The organism is bacterium, from assembly GCA_035703895.1.
GTDB lineage: Bacteria > Sysuimicrobiota > Sysuimicrobiia > Sysuimicrobiales > Segetimicrobiaceae > Segetimicrobium.
The window spans coordinates 1-4,636 of the sequence record DASSXJ010000270.1; the positions used below are offsets into that span (position 1 = coordinate 1).

Sequence of the window (4,636 nt, forward strand, 5' to 3'; positions counted from 1 at the left end):
GATCGGCTGACTCGCAACGACCCGGTCGTGGGTCAGAATTGAAAGAGGCCAGCCCCCATCTGAACGAGGGCTGGCCGCGAAACGCCAGGGACTATCGGTTAGTTTTTGCCGTTTTCACGCCCGATCTGCTGGAACAAATCCTGGAGCGCCTTGAGGCAGTTCCGATCCGCATTCAATACGGCCTTCTGCGTCGTAGCAGACTGCGCCATCAGGTTCGCCATCTGATGCTCCGTCTCCGTCAAGGGCATCTTGTTGAGCGCATTCCAACTAGCGGTCTCCACCTGGTAACTCTTGGTCGCCTCGGCTAGGGCGTCCTGAGCCGCGAGAAGGGCGGTGCGCGCGTCTGCCATGTTCCTGTTCGCACCAGCGGCAAGCGCATACCGTAGAGTCACGACCTGGCCGACCATGAGCAGACCAATCAACGCCCCGACAGCCACTGTCCATCGCCTATTCATTCCCGCTCACCTCTCTCTGTTGCAAGTCACTTCAAACCCGATACACCGGCTGGCGGTCCACAGATTGCAGGCGGTCGCCAATCTTCGTAACGGAATCGAAACGATCATTGATCAGGCGGGTGATTTGGGAACGGCGGCGGGGCCCGTCCTACCAGTGCGGCTGCAGCTGTTCATGCCAAAAGGATTGGAAGTGTGAGCGCGATCACGACGACGAGCGCCCAGAGGGCTGGTGCCGACGTCAACACCTGTTCCCTGCGCCGCGCGGCGGCAGACGCCTCGACATGCGTGTGGGGAATCCACCACGGACTATAGCGGGCCTCCAGAAGATGAAACGTGACCCCGAGCCCAGCACCGTACAGCAGGTGGCCGACCAGAGCGGGTAACAGACCTGCGGCGATCGCGGCCGTCCATCTCGACGGGGCACCAAGCAGCATGGGCGCGAGGGTGAGCGGGCCCAGGACCCACCAAAAGAAGCCGTAGGACAGGCCCCAGCCGAGCCCTGAGCCGATATCGTAACTCTGTCTGGCAAAGAAGAGCCCATAGCTTGCGCCGATGAACTCGGCGATGATGAGATGTACGGTGAACCCGGTCCATGGCGAAGACGAGCCGATCAAGCGGGCGACCGTAGGAAGTTCGCCCATGCGAACCATAATGATTGTAAACAGCAGCCCCCCGATCAGGCCGGCAAATGCCCCGCGGCTTGTTAGATGCAGCCCCCGCGCGCCCAGGCCTTCTTCGGCGTGGCGTCGGATCTCATCGGAGAACAGCAGCCGAACAAACGAGGTGACCCACCGATAGAACAGAGCGACGGCGGCGCCGCCGAGGAGGTACCCGGGCAACGTGACAAAGTGCACTCGCGCCGCCGCCAGCGACCACGCCAGGCCGCTGCCTGCGATGAGCGGCGTGACCGTGAGTCCCCCAGCCACCCACCAAAAGAAGCCGTACATGGTCCCCCGGACAAGGCCGGGACCGCTCCCGGTGGGTGAGGGGTAGAGCAACGAGAATCCCATGCCCGCCAGCGCACCAACGATCACGACGCCCACCCGCATCGCCGGATGTGCCCCGGGGCCGCTGAGGGCCATGAACTCCAACGTTCGGCCTTGCGCCTTCAAAATTAGCGCCAGTACCCAGATCGAGGCCACTCCTGCTACGGCACCTCGGAGAAGGACCGCGTGGATCCTCCCCGTTCGGGCAAGCGCCTCTGGGCGCAGGGCCGCAAGCGCCAACGAGGTGTAGGCTCCGTAGAGCAGATACCCGAAGAGGCAGGGGATGGCGGCCTGGGCCGCGTCGAGCGACCACCTGAAGGTGCCGTGCAACAGCAAGGGCAAGAGGGTGAGCGGAACCGCAAACCACTTCAGGATTCCGTAGGCCATCCCCCAGAACAGCATCTCTCCAGCGCCGAAGCGCTGTTTCCAGACAATGACGCCGAAGCCCGCTCCGCCGAGCGTCGCGAGGATGAGTTGGAGAAACTCGGCGCCGATAGCGGCGCGACCATATGCGAACACAATAATGGTTGAAGGCATGCCGAGCTTGACCATCGCCGCGCCGAACGTCAAGGCGGCGATCAAACCGGCCAGCGCGCCGGAGAGCGCCCCCCTTGCGAGAAGGTCCGACGCCTTCATCTGGCATGCTCCGCAACGCCATCGACTGCCCGGATCCCGTGGTTTTCCTTCGCCTCGTCCGTACCTGGGAGCGTTCGAGGCGGAATTGTAGATTGAGGGCCTGCGGTTAAGACAATATCGCGGGGGAAAAAGAGGTCAATCGTCCAGTCAAGAGCCACCCGGATCTTCTTCTCCACACCTGGGAGCTTGCTGAGATAGACGGTACGCCACATAAACCAGGCCAGGGGACCCGAGAACTTCTTTCCACGCCATTCGGCCACCGCCGAGTGATGTCCGAGACCCATGAGTACCCCAAGGGTCCGAAACCGAAACGGCCTCGCGGGTTGGCCTGTCAAGCTCGCGGCCACGTTCTCCGCGGCCGCGGCACCCTGGCGGACGGCATGCTGAGCCGTGGGTGGACACGGCTCGCCCCTGTTACTGAGGTCCGGAATCTGGGCGCAGTCGCCCACCGCCCACACATTCGCATGCCCCTTGACCTGCAGTGTCGCCTCATCGACTACGGCGCCCGCCCGATTTCGCTCACACGGCAGAGTCTTCAACAGCGGGTGAGGGTGATTTCCCGCCGTCCATACCAGGGTGCGTGTCGGCAAGCGCCGGCCGTCGCTCAACCGCACGCAGCTTGCGGTCGCTCCCGTCACTCGGGTATTGAACAGTACCTCGATCCCCCGGGCCAGAAGCTTGCGTAGGGCGTACTCGGCGAGCCGGGGGCTCAGTTCGGGCAAGAGACGCTCACCCGAATGCACGAGGACGAAGTGCGGTTCCTGTGGGTGAACTTGTTGGTAGAAGCCTCCGACGCTGTGCACGAAATCGAATAGTTCTGCGATCACCTCCGTCCCCGCGAAGCCTCCGCCGGCTACAACGACTGTCAGCCGACCGCGTCGCGATTCCTCATGCGGTTCTGCGTTGGCGCTCTCCAGCATGGCAATCACGTGATTGCGCAGGCGCACGCCATCTTCCAGTGTCTTGAGAGGGAACGAGTAGGCCTCGAGACTAGGGATCCCGTGATAATGTGGGATGGAGCCGAGAGCGAGCACGAGGTGATCGTACCGCAACGAGTCAGGCGCCGCGGTCGGCGTTTCGCGGATCCGGACGATTCGATCCTCGGTGTCGATCGCTTCCACTTCGGCCCGCCGGAGGGTCGTGCGGGGCAGGGCGGCGCGCAGGGGAACGCCAATATGTTGGGGCTCCAATTCGCCGCCCGCGACCTCGGCGAGCATCGGGGTAAAGAGCAGATAGTTGCTCTGGCTCACGAGCGTCACCTTGATCTCCCTGTTGCGGTTGAGCGACTGTTCGAGGCGCTGCGCCGCACTGACGCCGCCGAACCCGCCTCCGAGGATGACCACGTGCCTGCAGGGGCCAGCGCTTGGGAGAGGAGGGGGGTCGGTCGGTGGGTGGAGGCGCGAGTGAAGACCCGCAAGGGTGTAGAAGGCGCCGCCCAGGACTCCGCCGTACAGCAAATATCCCACAAGGCTGGGAAAGGCGGCGCCGGCGTCACGCGCGGACCAAGTTGGTGCGTGGCCCGTCCACAAGGCCCCCAGCGTTAAAGGCCCGACGATCCACCAGAGAAGCCCAAACAGCAGGCCACCGCTCGTGCAGAACGCAGGGCTCTCAGGCTGATAGCGAAAGAGGGCACCAAAGGCGGCGCCGCCCACTGCGGCGCTCAGAAGGTAAGCCAGCAGCGTGCCGACCGCGGTCCACCTGATCGGGCCGTCCGGTGTGGACGGCATCCCCTGCCCCTGCCACGCCAAGCCGAGCATCAGACCACCGGCGAGCCCCGAGACCGCTCCTGCGATGACATCGCGGCGGAATGAAGGCGGCATCGCGGCAAGGTCCATTGGGACGCGATCTCGGCGCCGCGCCATCAGAACTGCACCTCCACACCTATGGCCAAGTCGAGTTGAGCCGCGGCGATGTCGTAGTTGAGCGCCACCCCGAGGACGCACATGGGGAGATGCCGTGACATCTTCCTCGCCCGCCCACTGCTAATACCCCGGGTCGGACAGGTCGGATTGCGGCCGGCTAGATCCAATGCATCACGACTTTCACGGCACGCAATCCAACGGCGACTGAATAGTGTACCATGCCGTGGACAGGCCGCGAGAAGCGGCCATTACGACCCATAGACCCGCTCGTTGAAAGGGAGTGACAGACGTGGATCTCGCACTAAGGATCAGGCCGTGGCTCATTGGGTTCCTCCTCTACCTGCTGGTCGCCAATGACGGATGGGTGTATGGATCCTTCGACGGGTACGCCGCATGCTGGAAGTATCGCCAGGACCAGGGAATCAGCGGGCCGTGCTTGTCTCTTTGGCCATGACGGGTGGGACACTGTGATGGGAAGACGCGCGCTTGGCGATCGGCAGCTTGACAGCAACAACTCGGCGTTTGAGCAAATTGTTGCGGATCACCTAAGGGTGGTATATCGCACGGCGGTGCGGCTCGTCGGTCGACCCCAAGACGCCGAAGACTTAGCCCAGGACACGTTTCTCCGCGCGTGGCGGTCCCGTCACACGTTTCGCCCTGAAACCGATGCGAAGGCGTGGCTGCTTCGGATTCTCCG

4 protein-coding genes are annotated in these 4,636 nt (G+C 63.5%); 1 reads left to right on the forward strand and 3 read right to left on the reverse strand.

What is annotated here, in order from left to right; translation table 11 throughout:
• Positions 1 to 98: 98 nt before the first annotated feature.
• The 3 genes from VFP86_17840 to VFP86_17850 form a co-directional block, all read right to left on the reverse strand.
• Entirely contained in the window at positions 99 to 455 is a 357-nt protein-coding gene (locus VFP86_17840) for a hypothetical protein (protein ID HET9001506.1), read from the reverse strand.
• Positions 456 to 625: 170 nt separating this feature from the next.
• Positions 626 to 2,077 (reverse strand): hypothetical protein, encoded by a 1,452-nt coding sequence (locus VFP86_17845; protein HET9001507.1) that lies wholly within the window; start codon positions 2,075 to 2,077, stop codon positions 626 to 628.
• The gene (locus VFP86_17850) at positions 2,074 to 3,939 is read right to left on the reverse strand and encodes an NAD(P)/FAD-dependent oxidoreductase (GenBank protein HET9001508.1); all 1,866 of its coding nucleotides are present in this window, start codon (positions 3,937 to 3,939) and stop codon (positions 2,074 to 2,076) included. Before VFP86_17850 ends, VFP86_17845 begins: the two co-directional genes overlap by 4 nt.
• Before the next feature lie 470 nt (positions 3,940 to 4,409).
• Between VFP86_17850 and VFP86_17855 the strand changes: the two genes are divergently transcribed.
• The coding region (locus VFP86_17855) for a sigma-70 family RNA polymerase sigma factor (protein ID HET9001509.1) at positions 4,410 to 4,636 on the forward strand (227 nt) is incomplete at its 3' end.

Bases quoted from the DNA above. Each gene is read 5' to 3' on its own strand.
- VFP86_17840 (HET9001506.1), bottom strand. From the start codon at position 455: ATGAATAGGCGATGGACAGTGGCTGTCGGGGCGTTGATTGGTCTGCTC.
- VFP86_17845 (HET9001507.1), bottom strand. From the start codon at position 2,077: ATGAAGGCGTCGGACCTTCTCGCAAGGGGGGCGCTCTCCGGCGCGCTG.
- VFP86_17850 (HET9001508.1), bottom strand. From the start codon at position 3,939: ATGGCGCGGCGCCGAGATCGCGTCCCAATGGACCTTGCCGCGATGCCG.